The 17,189-nt window shown below is 66.2% G+C and carries 13 protein-coding genes and 1 pseudogene; 12 read left to right on the plus strand and 2 right to left on the minus strand.

The features are described 5' to 3' along the window. Positions 1 to 24: 24 nt before the first annotated feature. Entirely contained in the window at positions 25 to 1,401 is a 1,377-nt protein-coding gene (locus ABZW74_RS15035; RefSeq protein ID WP_355277181.1) for an AarF/UbiB family protein, read from the minus strand. 159 nt (positions 1,402 to 1,560) lie between these two features. On the opposite strand from ABZW74_RS15035, the gene ABZW74_RS15040 reads away from it, so the two are divergent. The 8 genes from ABZW74_RS15040 to ABZW74_RS15075 all read left to right on the plus strand — a co-directional run bounded on the left by ABZW74_RS15040 (position 1,561) and on the right by ABZW74_RS15075 (position 9,532). Then, entirely contained in the window at positions 1,561 to 2,550 is a 990-nt protein-coding gene (locus tag ABZW74_RS15040) for a hypothetical protein (protein ID WP_355277184.1), read from the plus strand. Positions 2,551 to 2,644: 94 nt separating this feature from the next. Beyond that, a complete protein-coding gene (locus ABZW74_RS15045) occupies positions 2,645 to 3,688 on the plus strand; it encodes an NAD(P)-dependent alcohol dehydrogenase (protein ID WP_240855040.1) in 1,044 nt (347 codons plus the stop codon). 128 nt (positions 3,689 to 3,816) lie between these two features. After that, positions 3,817 to 5,403: an L-aspartate oxidase gene (gene nadB / locus ABZW74_RS15050; protein WP_355277187.1), complete on the plus strand. Its 1,587-nt coding sequence runs from the start codon at positions 3,817 to 3,819 to the stop codon at positions 5,401 to 5,403. Positions 5,404 to 5,608: 205 nt separating this feature from the next. Beyond that, on the plus strand, positions 5,609 to 6,484 hold the full coding sequence (locus ABZW74_RS15055) for a hypothetical protein (RefSeq protein WP_240855036.1): 876 nt from the start codon (positions 5,609 to 5,611) through the stop codon (positions 6,482 to 6,484). Between the two features lie 87 nt (positions 6,485 to 6,571). Further along, entirely contained in the window at positions 6,572 to 6,865 is a 294-nt protein-coding gene (locus ABZW74_RS15060; RefSeq protein ID WP_240855034.1) for a metal-sensitive transcriptional regulator, read from the plus strand. A 58-nt stretch (positions 6,866 to 6,923) separates the two neighbouring features. After that, on the plus strand, positions 6,924 to 7,127 hold the full coding sequence (locus ABZW74_RS15065) for a copper ion binding protein (protein ID WP_240855033.1): 204 nt from the start codon (positions 6,924 to 6,926) through the stop codon (positions 7,125 to 7,127). Positions 7,128 to 7,136: 9 nt separating this feature from the next. After that, positions 7,137 to 7,286: a hypothetical protein gene (locus ABZW74_RS15070; protein WP_240855032.1), complete on the plus strand. Its 150-nt coding sequence runs from the start codon at positions 7,137 to 7,139 to the stop codon at positions 7,284 to 7,286. Beyond that, positions 7,283 to 9,532 (plus strand): heavy metal translocating P-type ATPase, encoded by a 2,250-nt coding sequence (locus ABZW74_RS15075; protein ID WP_355277191.1) that lies wholly within the window; start codon positions 7,283 to 7,285, stop codon positions 9,530 to 9,532. Before ABZW74_RS15070 ends, ABZW74_RS15075 begins: the two co-directional genes overlap by 4 nt. A gap of 7 nt (positions 9,533 to 9,539) precedes the next feature. Here ABZW74_RS15075 and ABZW74_RS15080 read toward each other — a convergent pair whose 3' ends face one another. After that, positions 9,540 to 11,006, minus strand: coding sequence for an FAD-binding protein (locus ABZW74_RS15080; RefSeq protein ID WP_240855028.1), 1,467 nt, complete (start codon positions 11,004 to 11,006; stop codon positions 9,540 to 9,542). Between the two features lie 146 nt (positions 11,007 to 11,152). Between ABZW74_RS15080 and ABZW74_RS15085 the strand changes: the two genes are divergently transcribed. The 4 genes and pseudogenes from ABZW74_RS15085 to ABZW74_RS15100 form a co-directional block, all read left to right on the plus strand. Further along, complete coding sequence (locus ABZW74_RS15085) at positions 11,153 to 12,700, plus strand: molybdopterin-dependent oxidoreductase (RefSeq protein WP_240855027.1); 1,548 nt, start codon at positions 11,153 to 11,155, stop codon at positions 12,698 to 12,700. Positions 12,701 to 13,164: 464 nt separating this feature from the next. Further along, positions 13,165 to 14,670: a PE-PPE domain-containing protein gene (locus tag ABZW74_RS15090; protein ID WP_355277194.1), complete on the plus strand. Its 1,506-nt coding sequence runs from the start codon at positions 13,165 to 13,167 to the stop codon at positions 14,668 to 14,670. Positions 14,671 to 14,789: 119 nt separating this feature from the next. Beyond that, entirely contained in the window at positions 14,790 to 16,364 is a 1,575-nt protein-coding gene (locus ABZW74_RS15095) for a PE-PPE domain-containing protein (RefSeq protein ID WP_355277197.1), read from the plus strand. A 233-nt stretch (positions 16,365 to 16,597) separates the two neighbouring features. Continuing rightward, positions 16,598 to 17,189 (plus strand): annotated as a pseudogene (locus ABZW74_RS15100) (NAD(P)(+) transhydrogenase (Re/Si-specific) subunit alpha); the annotation flags it as partial.

Raw genomic sequence — 17,189 nt, forward strand, 5'->3', positions numbered from 1 at the left:
CGGTTGGCGTCGCCGGCGTACTGTTCAGCCTTGCGATGACTTCTCCGCCCGGCGGTCACGCTCGGCCTCCTTCAGGATGCCGGCCATGTAGCCGTAGATCTCCTTGTCCGCCATGGCCTTCCATCGTGGTGCGAGCAGCTTCATGTACTTCTCGACGTACAGCAGTTGCTTGCCGACCAGGACGAGCTCTCGCGGCAGCCGTGCGTCGTACGCCTTGGCCACTGCGGCGAGCTGACGGCCCAGGTCGGTGTACGACATCGACCCGAGATCGGTGGTGGACAGTGGCGCGGCCACCTTTTCGATGTCGGCAGCGCTGCCCGACGTCGAGCCCGGCCGGTGCACCGCGCCGAGTAGGAAGATGGCGCGACCGGCCGACTCGTAGTCCCCGCGCACGATGAGGTCGACGACGAGCTGGCGCAGAATGCGGCGCGTTCGTGGTGTGAACCGCCCGACGATCCCGAAGTCGAGCAGGACGAGTGTGCCCTCCGCGTCGACGAGGACATTGCCTGCGTGCAGGTCGCCGTGGAAGAGGCCGCCGTGAAAAGCCGATTCGAGCAGCGACAACAGCAGGTTGCGGCACAGTGCGACGCCGTCGTGGCCGGCCGCGCGGACCGCTGCGGCGTCGTCGATGCGCACCGCGTGGATGCGCTCCATCGTCAGAACTCGTGACGTCGTGAACTCGTCGTAGACGGTCGGTACCCGGACGCGGTCGCCGAACGGTCCGTCGCGCAGGCACTCGTACCACTCGCGCATGGCGTCGGCCTCGATCCGGAAATCCAGTTCGGCGTCCAACCCGGTGGCGAAATCCTCCACCACGTGCCGAGCGCTGAGCATGCGGCCGTACTCGGAGATCTCGGCCAGGCCGGCAACCCGTTCGAGGATGGCGACGTCGGGCGCGAGGCGCTCGGAGATGCCGGGCCGTTGGATCTTGACGACGACCTCCTCACCGTCGTGCAGCGTGGCGGTGTGGACCTGCGCGATCGACGCCGACGCGATCGGTGTGGTGTCGAAGGAGGCGAAGATCTCTTCCGGCGGCGCGCCGAGTTCGGCGATGAACACGTCGCGGACCACGGCGCTGTCGGCCGCTGGGACCCGGTCGAGGAGTGATTCGAACTCCGACGAGAGGGTCTCGGTGAACACCCCGGGGCTCGACGCGATGAGCTGGCCGAGCTTCACATACGTCGGCCCGAGATGCTCGAAGGTCGTGCGGATCTCGTGAGCCACGCGCTTCGCGTTCGGGGCCCGACCCTGCAGCGCGTCGCCGACCGTATGGACGACAAACCGCCCGACGCCGGCGGCGGCGTGGGCTGTGGTGGCGCCGAAACGCGTGATCTCGGCGACCGGCGTCACCGGCTTGAGCCGCGCGCGCCGACCGTCGTCGACAGAACTGTGGATTGTCACCGTCGGCCATTGTAACGATCGGAACTGCTGCGATCCGGGGGCGCGCGAAAGTAAACCAAGAGTCTCCTGAGACAAAGATGAGACCTGGCTGAGCGAAATCTGACAACGTGGTGTATCAAATACGTGGTCGGGGATTTCGAGAAGGGACGATCGATGCGCATGAGAGCGATGCAGGGCCTGGTCGCAGTGGCGGCCGTGCTGACGCTGGCATGGACCGGAATGGGTCAGGCGGCGGCCGACCCGAACATTCAACTACCGGGCGTCGATGACGGTGTCCCGAACTGCGCGGTGCTCCAGCCCCGATCCTTCGCCGGGTACATCGGGACCAACGATCCCAAGCCGGCACGCAAGATGGACGAGAACTTCGCCAAAGTGCCGAAGGACTGGTGCAACACGTCGGTGGGCTTCAGCCGGCTGTGGTTCGGCAAGCCCAACGGTGTCACCTTCGGTATCCCCGACACCCCGCACGCGTTGTTCCCGTACAACAACGCCGAGATGCTCGCCAAGCCCATCTTCAAACCGGGCATGACGATGACGATGCGCGTCGGCGGCACCCAGCAGATCGGGTCGTGGGCCGGCACCACCGGCTGGGGTGTGTCCAACCGATCCATCGATCCGCTGGGTCTGGAGATCGCGTGGTTCATGTGGAACGACGGCAACGCGTACCTGGCCAACACCAGCGAGATCGTCAAACCGATCATCAATGCCCTCGGCATGGACTTCCCGCGTGGCTTCTTCCTGATGACCAAGAAGGCCGGCGAGATCGTGCCGCAGATTCGTCTGCTGCCGACGAGCTACCTGAAGAAGGAGCATGACTACGCGGTGGTGCTCGGCAAGAAGGACGTGACCTTCTACATCGACGGCAAGGAAGCCGGCACCGACGTCGCCCCGTTCTACGTCGACGGCAAGAAGCGCGGCGGCAAGGGCACCCACTACGGCACTTTCACCAACGCGCCTATCGGCACCTGGTACGACATCTCACGCCAGCCGGTACCCCTGCTCGGTCAGATGTGGCTCGACAGCGGCTACTGGTTCCCGCTGCCCCTGCCGCAATGGAACAACCGCTGGCAGACGGCCTACATGAAGCGCTACGTCCAAGGTCCCAGCAACGAGACGCCGCTGACGCTGACCAACTCCAAGGGCTGGTAGACATGCGTATCGCGGGCGTCCGGGTCATCTCGGACGCCCGCGGTCACGTATGCGTGAGGTGGCATGAGTCGCCGGTCGTCGGCAGACTGGCGGCATGTCGACAGTCAACGCCTACATCGCGACCGCAGCAGATCAGCCACTGAGCCCGACGACCATCGAGCGTCGCGACGTCGGACCGAACGACGTCGCCATCGACATCGCTTTCGCCGGGATCTGCCACTCCGACATCCACACCGCCCGCGCGGAGTGGGGTCGCACCAACTTCCCGGTGGTGCCCGGACACGAGATCGCGGGCACGGTGTCGGCGGTCGGGTCGGAGGTGACGCGGTTCGCGGTCGGGGACCGGGTCGGCGTCGGCTGCTTCGTGGATTCCTGCCGCGAATGTGGACCGTGCCGGGCCGGCGATGAGCAGTACTGCGAGCGCGGCATGGTCGGCACGTACAACGCCGTCGGACGTGATGGGCAGCCGACGCACGGCGGCTACAGCACCGCGATCGTCGTCGACGAGAACTATGTGTGCACGATCCCCGAAGGCATCGGACTGGCTGAGGCCGCGCCGCTGCTCTGCGCCGGCATCACCCTGTATTCGCCGCTGCGACATTGGCGGGCGGGGCCCGGTCAGAAGGTGGCGATCATCGGGCTCGGCGGTCTCGGACACGTCGGTGTGAAGCTCGCGCATGCGATGGGCGCCGAGGTGACGGTCCTGTCGCAGTCGCTGAAGAAGATGGAAGACGGTCTGCGTCTCGGTGCCGACAACTACTACGCGACCAGCGATCCCGACACCTTCCGTGCGCTGCGCAACCACTTCGATCTCATCGTCAACACGGTGTCGGCGAACCTGGACATCAAGAAGTACCTGAGCATGCTGGCCCTCGACGGAAGCCTCGTCGAACTCGGCCTGCCGGAGCATCCGATCGAGGTGCCTGCCTTCGCCCTGGCCGCCAACCGTCGCAGTTTCGCCGGATCGATGATCGGCGGTATTGCCGAGACCCAGGAGATGCTCGATTTCTGCGCCGAACACGGCATCGGAGCCGAGATCGAGGTGATCGCGGCCGATCAGATCAACGACGCGTACGACCGCGTCGTCGCCAGTGACGTCCGGTACCGCTTCGTGATCGACATCGCCACCCTGGGGTAGCCGGGCTGCACGGTCAACGGGTCTCGCCAGGCGGGTAGACGACGGGTAAGGTTTTCGACTGGGAATCGAAAACATCCTGGCGGTGTTGAGCCGAATAGGTATGTCCCTCGTCTCGAGAGGCTCGCGTCATGGCACAGCGGAACACAGTCGCGGATCTCGTGGTGATCGGCGCCGGTGTCGCAGGACTCACCGCCGCGCTGAGCGCCGCCGAGCGCGGACTGTCGGTGGTCATCCTCAACAAGGGGCCGCACTGGGCCCCGAACCGCGCCGAGCAGACCACCTCGACCTTCTATGCACAGGGCGGCGTCGCCGTCGTGATGCCAGAGGCAGGCGAGGATTCGGTTGCCGACCACCTCTACGACACGCTCGCCGCCGGCGCGGGACTCACCGAAGCCGACGCAGCCGGACCGATCCTCGGTGACGGTTGGGCGTCGGTATCTGAACTGATCGAACGTGGCGCCGCGTTCGACCGAGGCCGCGACGGGCGGCTCCTGCGCACCCGCGAGGGTGGTCACCGGGCGCGGCGGATCATTCACGCGGGCGGTGATGCGACCGGCGCCGCGATTCAACGCACACTCGCCGATGCGGTGGCGCGCACCGACATCGACTGTCGAGACGAGGCGACCGCGACCTCGATCCTCACCCATCAAGGGCTGACCGTCGGGGTCGCGTATCTGCAGAATGGCCACCGGCATGCGGTGTATGCGCCGACCGTCCTGCTCGCGACCGGCGGCGTCGGCCACCTGTTCGCCGCGACCACCAACCCCGCTGGTGCGACCGCCGACGGCATCGCGCTCGCGCTGCGGGCGGGCGCTGTTGTCGCCGACCTCGAATTCATCCAGTTCCATCCGACGATGCTCTACACGCCCGGTGCACGCGGTCGTCGCACGCTGATCAGTGAGGCCGTGCGCGGTGAGGGCGGAAGGCTGGTGGACGTCGACGGCCGGTCGGTGACCGCCGGCATCCCGATGGGCGACCTCGCACCGCGCGATGTGGTGGCCAACGCCGTCGAGGACGCGATCGAGCGCACCGGGCATCCGTGCGTCTACCTCGACGTGACCGGGGTCGACGACTTCGAACGCCGCTTCCCGACGGTGACCGCCGGGCTGGTCGCGGCCGGGATCGACTCGGCGGACGGTCGAATCCCCGTCGTCCCGGGTGCGCACTACCTCTGCGGCGGTGTGGTCACCGACGCTGACGGTGCTACCTCGGTGCCGGGTCTGCTCGCGGCGGGTGAGGTGGCGCGGACCGGGTTGCACGGCGCCAACCGTCTGGCGTCCAACAGTCTGCTCGAAGGCCTGGTCATGGGACGACGAGCGGCCGACGCTGCGTGGCGTCGGCGAGGCGAGCGGGTGGTCGAGGCGCCTGGCGCCGACGACGGGCCCCTGCCCATCCTGGATCGGGGCGCGCTGCAGGACGCGATGAGCAAGTGGGTCGGTCTGCGGCGCTCGGCAGCCGGACTCGACGGTATGGCGGCGCTCCTCGACTCCGCGCCCCTCCGTCCCGCCTGCACCCCTGCGGACGTGGAGGATGCCGCGCTCACCCTGACGGCGCGTGCCGTGGTCGCCGCCGCGTCCGCCCGAACGGAGTCTCGTGGCGCGCACGTTCGCACCGACCACCCGCAACCCGACGTCGTCGGACACTCCCGATTCTTTCGGTTGCGCGACGGTGACCTCGAGCCGGTCGAACTCGCGGCCGCTGCCCGCCTGATGTGAGGTTTGGTCTCGACCCCGTCTGGGGGTGGCACTGAGGCGGGGTCCTTCGTAGACTGACGCCCGGGATCTCCACATTCACCGATTGGTTGGGCTTCTCGCGGCGTTCATGTGACCTTCACTTACGCGCTCGCGGGCCTCGGGTGGCGGACGCGTACAGCGAGTCGCGTCCGGCTGGGGAGAGAACACTGCGTGGAGGGAGTCGACGATGAACGGCGAGGGTTGCTGGTCGACAGTTGTGTGTCGGCCTGCCGAGCGGGTGGCGCTCGGTCTCGCTCCCGAGTCGGAATGGCTTCTGCAATGCCGGCTCGGCCTCGGACACAGCGGCAATCACGCGACCGACGCCAGCGTTCGGCCGCGGCACGACCGTCGACTCTGGCTCGAATGGAACGACTTCGACAATCGTGCGCAATCGCTGATCGACCGGAATCCCTGTCCGGTGCCGTCGCCCGAAGGTGCCGGATGTGTCTTCTTCGCGGGTCATGGTGGCCCGCATTTCTATGCGCGGTCCAACGGGCACGTGCCGTCGGCGATGTCGGCCGCACCTGGCCAGGGGCATCACACCGGCGCGCAGCCCACGGGTGGATACCCACTCGCGAAACCGCCGGTTTCCGAGCCTCCATATGCTGGACCCCCGCTCTCCGGGCCTTCCGGACCCCCTCTTTCCGGACCACAGACGGGTCCGCACACACCTGCGCCCATGCATCCCGCCCCTGGCGGCCCGATTCCGGCTCCGCCGACCATGCGGACCGGCGCCCATCACTTCCCCGATCCGCCTGCGCACGTGGCGCCCCAACCCCCGGTCGCTCCGCCGCCACCCCAACCGGTGGCTCAGCAACCTGCGGCCCCCGACGCGGCTGCCTATCGCGGGGGCCGGCGCTCGACAAACACCGAACCTCCCGTGGACGGTCACCCCGTTCACCAGGCCGAGTACGAAGGGCGTCGTCGGCGGTCGGAGGACGGCGGTAGTGCCTCCGGTGAGATCTCCCTCGATCGTGGGGAGCGCGAGGCGCAGATCGGCGCCGCGCTCGAGGAGGTCGCCAACGCGATCGCCAAACTTGCCGCGGTCCTGCGTCAGCACTGACTCCCTCTCCGAGTGATCTATACCCCCCAGGGGTAGCTTCCGTGCGCGCTGGATGCTATACCGGTAGGGGGTATAGGAGTGAGCGAGATGGACGATCAGCAACACGGCTACATCGGCCGCAAGGACGACTACTTGCGACGACTGCGTCGCATCGAGGGGCAGGCGCGAGGGTTGCAGCGCATGGTCGACGACGAGGCATACTGCATCGACATCCTGACGCAGGTCTCGGCGATGACCAAGGCTCTGCAGGCGGTCGGATTGGGTTTGCTGTCCGAGCACATGAGCCATTGCGTGATGCACGCCGCCCAAGAAAGCGACGACGCCGGACAGGTCAAGATCGACGAGGCCATGGCTGCCATCGAGCGCCTGGTGAAATCCTGATCGGCATCTCGCCAAACACCCTGCTGCACAAGATCTTCACTACGAGGGGAGTATCACCATGACGACAAGCAATTACAGCGTGACCGGAATGACCTGCGGACACTGCGTGGCATCGGTACGTGAGGAGATCGGCGAGATCGCCGGAGTCACCTCGGTCGCCGTCACACTCGACGACGGGACAGTGGCGGTCACCAGCGACCGCGAGATCGACCGGGCCGAGATCGCCGCTGCGGTGACCGAGGCCGGGTATCAGCTGGTGTGAGGCGCTGACATGAGGGTGATCGCCTATGTCGCAGCGCTCGTCATCGCCTTCGCGGTGGCGTTCGGCGTCGGATACGCGTGGGGTCCCGACACCGAACCGGCACCCGCGCATACCAATTCGCACACCACTCACCAGGGTGCTGCCGAGGTGGCGCGATGACGACGACTTCTGCCATCGACCTCGACATCGCGGGTATGACGTGCGCGTCGTGCGCCAACCGGATCGAACGCAAGCTCAACAAACTCGACGGCGTTGCCGCGTCGGTGAACTATGCGACCGAGCGTGCGCACGTGCAGGTGCCCGACGGTCTGAGCACCGACGATCTCGTCGAGGTCGTACGGGCGGCCGGGTACGACGCCACGCCGATCGTCGAGTCGCCAGATCCCTTCGCGGGCAACGGGGATGACCCCGCCCACGACGCCGACCCTGAACTGGACTCATTGCGTCAGCGGCTGATCGTGTCGGCCGTGCTGTCGGTGCCCGTCATCGCGATGGCGATGATCCCGGCGCTGCAGTTCACCAACTGGCAGTGGCTCTCGCTGACCCTCGCGGCACCCGTCGTCGTATGGGGTGCGTATCCGTTCCATCGTGCGGCGTGGATCAATCTGCGTCACGGTGCCACCACCATGGACACGCTGGTGTCGGTGGGGACGTTGGCTGCCTTCGGCTGGTCGGTGTACGCACTGTTCTTCGGTACCGCCGGAACACCCGGTCTCACACACGGTTTCGACCTCATTCCGCAACGCGCCGACGGCTCGTCACACATCTATCTCGAAGCGGCCGCCGGAGTCACGACCTTCCTTCTCGCGGGACGCTACTTCGAGAAGCGGTCCAAGCGCCGCGCCGGCGACGCCTTGCGCGCCTTGATGGACCTCGGTGCCAAGGATGTCGCGGTCATGCGCGGTGGCGTCGAGACGCGTATTCCGATCGGGCAGTTGGCCGTTGGGGACACGTTCGTGGTGCGGCCCGGTGAGCGCGTCGCGACCGACGGGATCGTGGTCGACGGTGCGTCTGCCGTCGATGCGTCGATGGTGACCGGCGAGTCCGTGCCGGTCGAGGTCACCACCGGCGACGCCGTCGTGGGCGCGACCGTCAACGCCAGCGGCCGGCTGATCGTCCGGGCCATGGCGGTCGGCGGCGACACCGCGCTCGCGCAGATGGCCAAGATGGTCGCGTCGGCACAGGAGGGCAAGGCCGACGCGCAGCGTCTGGCCGACCGCATCTCGGCGGTCTTCGTCCCGATCGTCATCGCGATTTCGGTTGCCACGCTGGGCTTCTGGCTCGGAGTTGCCGCCCAGTCGGGGATGGCGGGCGGCGACGTGACCTTTGCCTTCACCGCGGCCGTCGCGGTCCTGATCATCGCCTGCCCGTGTGCCCTCGGTCTGGCCACGCCGACCGCGCTGATGGTGGGCACCGGACGGGGAGCACAGCTGGGCATCCTGCTCAAGGGCCCTGAGGTGCTGGAAACCACGCGCCGCATCGACACGATCGTCCTGGACAAGACGGGCACCGTGACCACCGGCGACATGTCGGTGAGCGAGGTGATCCCGGCGTCGGGGCACGACGAGTCGTCGGTTCTGACGGCCGCGGCCGCGGTCGAAGCGGCATCCGAGCACCCGATTGCCTCCGCGATAGTCGCTGCAGCCAAGGGTGTTTCACTACCCTCTGTGGTCGGATTCCGTTCGACGCAGGGCGTCGGGGTGTCGGGGCAGGTAGACGGTCGCGACATTGTGGTGACCGCGCCGGATCGTACCGAGACGGCGTTGGGCGACGATCTCGCGCGGGCCGTCGACGAGGCACACGACCGTGGCGCGACCGCCGTGGTGGTGAGTGCCGAGGTGCAGCCCGTCGGGGTGATCGTCGTCGAGGATCAGGTGAAGCCATCCGCGGTCGCCGCCATCGCCGACTTCCGCCGGCTGGGTCTGACGCCCGCACTTCTGACCGGTGACAACGAGGGTGCTGCGCGTCGTGTGGCGCAGGAGGTCGGCATCTCCGATGTGACCGCCGGGGTCACGCCCGAGGGGAAGATCGACGCGATCAAGAAGCTTCAGGCGCAAGGACATTCGGTCGCGATGGTCGGCGACGGCATCAACGACGCCGCAGCACTCGCGCAGGCCGACCTCGGACTCGCGATGGGTACCGGCACCGACGTCGCCATCGCGGCAAGCGATCTCACGATCGTGAGCGGCGATCTACGACTGGTGGGTCAGGCGATCGAACTGTCGCGTCGAACTCTGGCCACGATCAAGGGCAATCTGTTCTGGGCCTTCGGCTACAACGTCGCCGCGATTCCACTGGCTGCCGCCGGACTGCTGAACCCGATGATCGCCGGTGCCGCGATGGCCTTGTCGTCGGTGTTCGTGGTGGGCAACAGTTTGCGGCTGCGGCGGTTCAACCCGAGTTAGCTCTGAATTAGTTCGCGGCCCGCGCGGCCGCATGCCGGCCCGCGCGACGACCGAAGTACGATCCCTCACCCAATTGCGTTCCGCTGCAATAGCCTTTGCAGTCCTGCGCAATGTTCGACGCCGAGGCGCCTGCCGCGTACAGACCGGGAACCACCTGCCCCGCTTCGTCGAGGACCTCGGCGTCCACGGATGTCGCCATGCCGCCCATGGTGAATCCGGCGTACATCGCCTTGCCCAGCGACAGGTTGTAGGCCGCCCACGGTCCGGTGTCCTGCGGTTCGAGGAACTCGGCTGCCTTGTGGAAGTCGGGATCTTCGCCCTTGGCGGCATTCTCGTTGTAGCGGGCCAGGGTTCGTTGCAGATTGCCCTCGGGGATGCCGAGATCGCTCTCCATCTCTGCGACCGTCTCCCAGCCGTCGATCAGCGGTACGAGGTAGTTGCGGTCGGGGTTCATATGGGACTCGTCGACGATGAGATAGGCCACGGCGTCGGGCTGTTCCATCACAAAGCCGGAGGTCCGGGCGTGGTAGGAGTCCTCGGTGACGAACCGATCACCGTTGGCGTTCACCACGATTCCGGTGACCATGCTGGCCGGCGGGTAGATGGGCGCGGTGATGAAGGCGTTGTCCATGTACTTCAGCTCGGCGCCGACCGATGCGCCCATGCGCAGGCCCAGGCCGTCGTCGTAGGTATTGCCGAGGACAAACGGCTTCTCGGCCAGATGCGGCGTGTTGGCCGCGACCATCTCGGGGTTCATCACAAAGCCGCCGGCCGCGATGATCACCGACCGGGCCTTGATGACGCCTTCTTCGCCGGGCCGCTTCCACACGACCCCGGCCACTGCGCCGTCGTCGTCGACCACGAGTTGCCGTGCGCCGGTGTCGTATCGGACTTCCGCGCCGAGCTCGGCCAATCGCTTGACGAGGAGGTCGATGACCATCGACGCACCGCCGGTGTCGCCGGGAACCGGCACTTTGTGTCCACGAGGAGCAGGCTTGGCCATGTCCTTGAACGGCCAGACCTTCTCGTTGCCGGTGTACATCAACCCCTCGGTGCCGGGCTGGATGACCGCCTTCTCCGGGTAGAAACTCCGCTCGAAGGCAAACCCGAGATTCTCCAGCCAGGTGAAGTGTTCGACGCTGTCGGTGCAATAGGCGTGGATCTTGTCGACCTCGGGGTCCACCGAGACGGCGGTGAGGTACTTCTCCATCTCCTCGACGCTGTCTTCCTGCCCGGTCGCCAGCTGCACGGCCGTGCCGCCGCCGAGGTAGAAGAATCCGCCGGCCATCGACGTGGTGCCGCCGGCCGCCGCCGCGCGTTCGATCAGGAGCACCTTGGCTCCGTGCGCCGCTGCCTCCACGGCCGCACAACCGCCCGCGATGCCGAACCCGATCACCAGGACGTCGACCTCGTCGGAGAATTCGGTCACGCTCGAGAGTGCGACGGTGTCGGGGATGTCCGTGCTTGCTGCCATGCCGCATACGATAGCGGAGAAACTAGAACATGTTCTAGTCCTGGTCGAATTGCGGCAGCGGCCGAGTAGGCGGTCGTCGAGCGAATGGTCGACGCTGGTTGCCGGGGCCGTGTCACCCGCCGCGAAATGCAGGTATCAACGAGGGTGTGACGAACTTCGGCTCCACCCCGGTGCGCTCAGCCTGCGCCGCGTTATCGGGTGTCGTCGCGGTTGCTGCCGGGCTCGCGGTCGGCGAGTTGGTGGCCGTCCCGATCTCGCCCGATGCATCGCCGTATTTCGCGGTGGGTTCGACCGTCGTCGACCATTCGCCGACGTCGGTGCGCGAGTGGGCGATCTCGACGTTCGGCACGTCGGACAAGACCGCCTTGTTTATCGGGATGGGTGTCATCATCGTGCTGATCGCCGCCGGTTGCGGGCTGGCCGAGCGGTTGCGCCCGCCGGTGGGCTCGGTGATCATCGGCGTGTTTGCGCTGGTCGGAGTCTTCGCCGCGATGGGTCGGCCGGGTTCGTCGGTGACTTATATGTTTCCGTCCATCGTTGCCGGGGCGGTCGGGATACTCGTCCTCCGTGTGCTGATCTCATTGCTGGCCGACCGGCCGGACCTCGAACCACCCGAGAAGGCGGATGGGGTGTCGCGACGGTTTGTGCTGACCGCCGGTGGGGTGATTGCCGCTGCGGCCGTGGTCGGCACCATCGGTCGCCGGATGCTGGCCGACACCGCGAACACCCTGGCAGACCGCGCGCGACTCGTCCTGCCGGTGCCGGCCAAGCCCGCCCCGCCGATCCCGCCCGGAACCGATCTCGACGTCGACGGTGTCACCCGGTTCGTCACCGGCAACGCCGATTTCTACCGCATCGACACCGCACTGCAGGTGCCGCGCCTGACGACAGCCGACTGGTCGTTGCGCATCCACGGGATGGTGGACAAGGAGGTCCGACTGTCCTGGGCGGACCTGCTGGCGATGCCGATGACGGAGCGCCTGGTGACGCTGACCTGCGTGTCCAACGAGGTGGGTGGCGACCTCATCGGCAACGCCAAGTGGCTGGGCGTGCCGATGAAGGAGGTCCTGGAACTGGCCGGCGTCCGACCGGGCGCCGACATGCTGTTGTCGACCAGCTCCGACGGCTGGACCTGCGGAACCCCGGTGTCGGCGGTGACGGACGGTAGGGACGCGCTACTCGCCATCGGGATGAACGGTGAGCCGCTGCCCATCGAACACGGGTACCCCATCCGTCAGGTGATCCCCGGGCTGTATGGCTATGTGTCGGCCACCAAGTGGGTGGTGGACTGGGAGATCACCAAGTTCAGCGAAGCGAAGGCGTACTGGTCGACGCGGGGATGGTCGGAACTGGGTCCGATCAAGTTGTCGTCGCGGATCGACCGCCCGGCCAACAGCACTGAGCACGCGCCGGGCGAAGTGGTGATCGCGGGGACGGCGTGGGCGCAGCACACCGGCATCGAGCGCGTCGAGGTGCGCATCGACGACGGCCCGTGGCAACCGGCAGAACTGGCGACCGAATACAGCGTCGACACCTGGCGGCAGTGGAAGTTCGCCTGGCAGGCCACCAGCGGTGAGCACGACGTGCAATGTCGCGCCATCGACAAGAAGGGGAACGCCCAGATCGAGGACAATGCGTCGCCGGCGCCGGATGGCTCGACCGGGCTCGACGGTCGGACGTACACGATCACGTGAGGGGTTGGGGCTGGAGCTGCCGAAATCTGTACGTGGCAGCGAAGCCGAGTGGAATGTGCACTTCGTCGGGGTGACGCGTACAGAAAACCTGTGGTGGGTCGTCGGGCCGGCTTCGCCCGCAAAATCTAGGGGAGGAGTTTCTTCCCCGGGGTTCGAAGTCGTCCGCCAGAGATTTCGCGGGGACGACACCAAGGGTAGGGGACGAGTTTTCTTCCCCTACTTTTTGTGCGGAGGCATCGCGCGGCGCGCTGACGCGGAGCACGGCGACCAACGCCTTGCGGGGTTCACCCAATCGGATGAATCTCAGACGATCGCCGCAGGTGAGACGGTATCGTTAGGATGTCTCACATTAACGAAGGCTAATTGCTGATTCGATAACCGATACACTCTCGCTCAATTGTCGGTGACGTCCGGAACACCCCCGCCCGGACGGGCCGACAGTTGTTTGGTTCGAAGGGATTCAGGTGCGTCGGATTCTTTGGCTGTTTGCTGTCCTGACCACGGTCGGAGCGGTGTTCCTCAGCCCCAACCCGAGTGCTCATGCATTGCAGATCGGGTCGATCGTCTTCCCGGACTTCAACCCGCCGGTCACCATCGATCAGTCGAAGCCGACGACCGTCGCTGAACCGGAGTGGGTCGCCCTGCAAATCGGGCGCAACTTCGACAGTGGCAAAGGTGACGTCGTCATCTTGATCCCCGGCACCACCGACTACGACGGCACCGATCAGCTCGGACGCACGCGCGACATAGGCATGTTCGGCACCGATCCGGATACGCAACCGCCGGTGCAGGTCGTCGACTACCCGGCAGCATTCGGCCTGACGATCGGGCCGCTCCCGATCTATCTCGCCGGCGAGGGCACCTTCAACGAGTCGGTCGATATCGGTACCCGCAAGGGCGTGGCGGCTGCCGAAGCGGCCTACGACCCGGACAATCCCGACCAGATCATCGTCATCAACGGCTACTCGCAGAGTTCGCCAGTCGCGATGAATGTCGCCTACATGCTCAAGGAGCGTGGCACGATCCCCACGGACCAGATCGTTGTCATCGTCGGCGCCGACTCCCGCTTCCCGCATTCCGGTGTGGAGAACGTAGTGCCCAGCTTCATTCCGGGCATGTACACCAACGGTGATCGCGACACGGACGACATGGAGGGCATCAAGGTCATCTCCTATTGCGTCCGCGGTGACGCGACGTGTGGTGTCGGCAACCCGTTCACCAATCCGATCGGGACGTTCTTCTACCTGATCCCCGGCTTCTACGTGCACGCTTTCCTCACGTACCGCATCAACGAGTACGAGGTCATCGATACGTGGTCCAGCCAGGACCCTGATCGTGGTTGCGGATGTGGCAACACGACCTACGTCGTCTACGACGGTGGAAACCCCTGGGGGATGATGCTGCGCGACTTGGGTATCCCGATCCCTACGGAGGTCGACGACATCCTGTCCGCGATCATCCCGGTCCCGATGCCGGGGGAGCAGTCGACGATCGCCGGCGTGCCGGTGCCGACGCCGCGTGAACTGCAGGACTCCATCTACGAGGCGCTCGGACTGACCGTCACGGTGACCGATCCTGATGTGAACAAGACGGTCCGCGACGACATGCTCGTCGATGACACGCAAGACGACTCCAAGACTGCAACTCCGGCGACCACGGCCAACACCGCCACGGCGCGGGGTCTTGCCGAGCGAGTCGACACCACGGCGAACGACGAGGGCGCTGACAACAACAGCGCCGACGACGACGACGGCGCCGCCGGCGAGAAGAAGGACGACAAGAAGTACGGCAACGCCGAAGCGGACAACGGTGACGACGACGCCAACGACGACGACAGTGTCGCCGATGACGACACCACCGATCACGACGCCACGACCACGGGCGACGACGCCGCCTCGCACAACGGCGCCCCCAGCGGTGCCGGGCACGAAAACAATTCCGACAGCGCGCATTCCGAGTCGGAAGACTGAGTCGGCCGACCCACTTGAACCGGGTCGTTAACCAGAGAAACGAAATCGTTAACAGTTCTACATATCAGCTTCGACAACCGTAGACTTCGGCTCACCCCCACCGTGAGATCGAGGTCTACGTGCGCCGAATTCTGCTGTCCTTCAGTGTCTTCCTCACCATCGGACTGTTCTTTGCGCCAGGTTCCGCGTCGTCGGCGACGCTGGGTCGGCCACTCGGCCCGCTCGCTTCGCTCCCGGCGCCCGGCCCGCTGACCCTGCCGGAGATCGAGGTACCTGCATCGTGGCAACAGCCCGAGCAGATTCGCCAACGGCCCGCGTGGCTGCCGGCCAACTTCGCCGACAACGCGACCGTCATCCTCGTCCCCGGAACCGACGACTTCGACGGTGCCGACCAGTACGGACGCACCGTCGCCATCGGCATGTACGACACACCCGAAGGTGGTCACTTCGACGAGACCCGCCACCTTGTGATCGTCAACTACCCAGCAGCCTTCGGTTTCACTGTGCTCGGGTACCCGGTTTATCTCGTCGGCGACTCCACCTACAACGACTCGGTGAACGACGGCACGATCAAGACCATCGACGCGGCGCTGGCCGCCCACGGGCCGTCAGACTCCGGGCAGAAGATCATTCTCAACGGCTATTCGCAGAGCGGTCCGGTCGCCTGGAACGCCGCCTACCTGCTGCATCAGTCCGGCCAGATCCCGGACAGCGACATCGTGGTCCTCCTCGGCACCGACACCCGATTCCCCAACACCGGCGCCGAAGTGGTGGTCCCCAGCTTCATCCCCGGCCTCTACACCAACGGCCCGCGCGACGAGTCGGCCACCGGCGACATCGAGGTGATCTCCTACTGCGTGCGCGGCGATTCGGGCTGCGGGCTCGGCAATCCGCTCGCGCACCCCTTCGAGACGGCCTTCTATCTCTTGCCCGGCTTTTACATCCATGGCGCAAACGGCAACTACGTCAACCAGTACACCGTCATCAAGACGTGGAAGGTCGACAACACCACCTACGTCGTCCTCGACGGTGGCAACCCGTGGGGAATGATGTTGCGTGGCATGGGAATACCGGTGCCACCCGAGTTCGATGCGGTGCTGTCGGCGCTCGTGCCGGTGCCGGTGCCGGGTGAAGCGGCCACCGTTGCCGGTCAGCCGGTGCCCACGCCACGCGAACTCCAGGTGCTCATCTACAACGCACTGGGGCTCACGGTCCCGACCACCGACCCCGATCAGAACCCCGACGCCTGGCAGGCCGTGTCGACCAGCAGCACCGCTCGAACCGCCGCCACCGTCACGGATGGGCAAAGTGACGACTCCGCCGCCGCGGAAACCACACCCGAGCCCGCCGCCGAAACAACGCAAAGTGTCGAGAGCCCGGACACCACGGCAAACACGACCGACGACGTGACGGATGCCGCCGACAAGACCGACGGCGATAAAGCTGACGGCGACAAGACCGATGGCGACAAGTCTGACGGCGACAAGACTGACGGCGACAAGGCCGACAGCGATAAAGCCGACAGCGGAGACAAGACGGACGGCGATAAAGCCGACAGCGGAGACAAGACCGACAGCGACAAGACCGACGGCGACAAGACCGACGGCGACAAGACGGAATCGACCACCGATTCGCACGAGAACGACGGCGATCACGACTCGAACGACGACGCGTCCGGTGGCGACACGGAGTGATCGGCCGCAGCCAGGTTTTGGGCTGACCAGCGCCAGAATGCATGGACACCAGACTGGACATGTGTCCATAAGTCCAGGAGGACGTCTCGTCAAGGGGTAAGTGACCTATCTGACTGCGTCAGTCACGCTTGCTGAGGGCATGCTATGTTCTTCGCACGTTTTGTGAGCCGGGCGACATTGCATCGCCCGCGCAGCGCATGGGTCGGCGCTGCGGACCAGACAAGGTGAGAAACATGAGTGTGGGTGTCGTGCGCGAAACGGCCCAGGGTGAGCGTCGCGTGGCGCTCGTTCCCAAGGTGGCCGCGTCGCTGGTGGGCAAGGGTGTGCCCGTCGTCGTGGAATCGGGTGCCGGTCTCGGCGCACTGATCCCCGACGAGGCGTACACCGATGCGGGCGCAACGATCGGCGATCCGTATTCGGCCGACGTCGTGCTGCGCGTCGCGCCGCCGTCGGACGAGGAGATCGGCAAGCTGCGCAGCGGTCAGAAGCTGATCGGCTTCCTGGCGCCGCGCAACGCCGACAACCAGATCGGTGCGCTGAAGGCCGCGGGCATCGAGGCCTACGCCGTCGAGGCCATTCCGCGCATCTCTCGCGCGCAGGTGATGGACGCGCTCAGTTCGCAGGGCAACGTGTCCGGCTACAAGTCGGTCATCGTCGCAGCTGATCTGTCGACCCGCTTCTTCCCGATGCTGACCACGGCCGCCGGGACGGTGAAGCCGGCAACCGCGCTGATTCTGGGCGTCGGCGTGGCCGGCCTGCAGGCGCTGGCCACCGCCAAGCGACTCGGCGCGCGGACCAGCGGCTACGACGTCCGGCCCGAGGTGG

The organism is Gordonia sp. NPDC003585, assembly GCF_040610755.1.
GTDB lineage: Bacteria > Actinomycetota > Actinomycetes > Mycobacteriales > Mycobacteriaceae > Gordonia.